Source organism: Bacillus hominis, assembly GCF_018332515.1.
Classification (GTDB): domain Bacteria; phylum Bacillota; class Bacilli; order Bacillales; family Bacillaceae_G; genus Bacillus_A; species Bacillus_A hominis.
On record NZ_BOQD01000209.1, the window covers coordinates 1 to 2,795 of the forward strand.

The window sequence follows — 2,795 nt, forward strand, 5'->3', positions numbered from 1 at the left end:
GAGCTCCGTTTTTTATTTTTCTTTTGCTATTTTTTCTAATGTTTTTCCAAGATCGTGTGATCGTTTCGTTGCTTGTGTAATACAGGAAATTAACGCTTGTTGAAAATTATGCTCCTGTAATACTTCAATACCTGCTTCGGTAGTTCCGCCAGGAGAAGTAATTTCTTTTCGCAAAATAGAAGGATGTTTTTCGCTTGCTTTTAGCATTTCAGCAGCACCAATCATCGTCTGAAGAATAAGAGATTTTGCAACATCTTCTTTTAAACCAATTTTTTTTGCTGCCTCTTCCATTGCCTCTACCACGTAATAAATATAAGCTGGTCCACTTCCGGATAATGCAGTGACAGCATGCATATCTTCTTCCTCTACAACAGAGACGAGACCAATCGTTTCAAATAATGATGTTGCAGTCCGAATATGTTTCTCCGTTGCGTGTACTGAAGGTGAGATAGCGGTAGCAGATTTTAAAATGGCCGCAGATGTATTTGGCATTGCACGAATAATCGGAACGTCTTTTTGAAGTAGGTTTCTAATTGAATGAGTAGAAACACCTGCTAATAACGAAATAATAAGCAAGTCATTATTTATGTATTCTTTAAGAGGAATAACCGCTTCTGCAACATCCTTTGGTTTCATTGCTAGAAAAAGAATATTTGCATTAGCAAGTAGTTCTTTTTTGTTATGTGTACCTTTGATACCATATTTTGTATGTAGCTCTTGTAACCTTGTCTCGTTAGAACGATTACTTACGGTAATTTGTTCTCCTTTAACAACATTTGCGTGTAACAATCCACCAATAATCGCTTCGGCAATAGAACCTGCACCGAGAAAGGATATGTTTTGAATAGACATGATGTTCCTCCTTTAAACTTGGTTAGAAATACTTATAAATGTACATACATTCGTTTTTTTATAGAAAACACCTCTTTTTATCTGAAAATAATGACAAATTTATATAGAAGTTGTAAACTGAAGAGGTATTCATTTTTGAACCGGAAAGAGTCAGGGGGGCTAAGCATGACGGCGATTCACCGAATGGAGATTCCTGTGCCATTTGCAGTTGAGACTGTGAATGTGTTTTTAGTTGAGGGGGAGACATTAACATTAATTGATACAGGGACGAATACAGAAGAAGCAAAGAAGGCACTAGAAAGTCAATTAGGTGCATTAGGGTATAAGATAGAAGATATTGAAACGGTAGTGATTACGCATCACCATGCGGACCATTGCGGACTTTTAAATACATTTTCTGAAAAAGTAAAGATTATTGGACATCCTTGGAATGAACCGTGGATTACACAGAATGCTGAATTTTTAAAGAGGTATCATGAATTTTTTAAAGAGACAGCCTTGCAGTTCGGCGTTCCAGCAGCATTTTTGAATGGTGAGGCGCTATTGACGACGAAGACACTTAAATATTCTTGTAATAGATCGTTAACACATACTGTGAGAGAAGGAGATCGTATAGATTCGTTACCTGGATTTACAGTGATTGAAACCCCAGGTCATGCTTCCACTCATATTTCATTATATAGAGAATCTGATGGAATATTAATTGGTGGGGATGCTCTCATTAGTCATATTTCTTCAAATCCAATATTAGAACCACCATATGAAGGGCAAACAGAAAGAGCGCGTCCTTTATTGCAGTACAATCAAACGTTAAAACGTTTAAGTGAAATGAATATTTCACGTATTTTATCAGGGCATGGGGAAGATGTTCTGAATGTGAAACAACTTATTGAAACAAGATTACAAAAGCAAGAGACACGTGCTTTTAAAGTGCTGGAACTATTAAAGGAAAAGCCAATGACAGCATTTGAAGTATGTGTCAAACTATTTCCGGTTTTATATAAAGAGCAATTGCCACTTACTATCTCAGAAACTGTTGGACAATTAGACTTTTTAGCATATAATCAACAAGTGATGATTGATGAATCTTCACAACAATGGATTTATTATGCAAAGTAGGTGACAGCAATGACTGGACGTTTACAAGAAAAGGTAATCGTCATTACAGGTGCTTCTAGTGGAATTGGGGAGCAAGTTGCAATGCAGGTTGCGGAGCAAGGGGCGACGCCAGTATTAATGGCTCGAACAGAAGAGAAGCTACAAGCATTAGCAGACAAAATTAAAGCAACTTATAATACGCCTTGCTATTACTATGTATTAGATGTAAGTGAAGAAACGAAAGTACAATCTGTTTTTTCAAAGGTATTACAAGAAGTAGGACGTATTGATATATTGGTAAACAATGCGGGATTTGGTATTTTTAAAACGTTTGAAGATGCATCAATGGATGAAGTAAAGGATATGTTTCAAGTAAACGTATTTGGGTTAGTAGCTTGTACGAAAGCGGTATTACCTTATATGGTAAAAAAGAACGAAGGGCAAATTATTAACATTGCTTCATTAGCTGGAAAAATTGCAACTCCGAAGTCCAGTGCTTATGCTGCAACGAAACATGCTGTATTAGGATTTACAAATAGTTTACGCATGGAGTTATCTAATACAAATGTTTTTGTAACAGCAATTAATCCAGGACCGATAGATACGAACTTTTTTGAAATAGCTGATCAATCAGGTACATATGTAAAAAATATGGGACGTTACATGTTAAAACCAACATATGTAGCAGAACAAATCGTAAAATCGATGCAAACGAAAAAACGTGAAGTAAACTTGCCGAAGTGGATGGGAATTGGGCCAAAGCTCTACGCATTATTCCCAGGTTTATTTGAACGTGTTGCAGGCAAATCATTAAGTAAAAAATAGGAGATTTCCATATGGAAATC

General features: G+C 36.2%; 3 protein-coding genes. 2 read left to right on the forward strand and 1 reads right to left on the reverse strand.

Features of this window, described 5'->3' with window-relative positions:
- Positions 1 to 12 precede the first annotated feature (12 nt).
- Positions 13 to 852, reverse strand: coding sequence for a pyrroline-5-carboxylate reductase ProI (gene proI, locus KI356_RS19385; protein WP_128281009.1), 840 nt, complete (start codon positions 850 to 852; stop codon positions 13 to 15).
- A gap of 165 nt (positions 853 to 1,017) precedes the next feature.
- On the opposite strand from proI, the gene KI356_RS19390 reads away from it, so the two are divergent.
- Both KI356_RS19390 and KI356_RS19395 read left to right on the forward strand, forming a co-directional pair.
- The gene (locus KI356_RS19390; protein ID WP_098498710.1) at positions 1,018 to 1,971 is read left to right on the forward strand and encodes an MBL fold metallo-hydrolase; all 954 of its coding nucleotides are present in this window, start codon (positions 1,018 to 1,020) and stop codon (positions 1,969 to 1,971) included.
- Between the two features lie 9 nt (positions 1,972 to 1,980).
- Positions 1,981 to 2,775: an SDR family oxidoreductase gene (locus KI356_RS19395; protein WP_128281010.1), complete on the forward strand. Its 795-nt coding sequence runs from the start codon at positions 1,981 to 1,983 to the stop codon at positions 2,773 to 2,775.
- Positions 2,776 to 2,795: the final 20 nt, after the last annotated feature.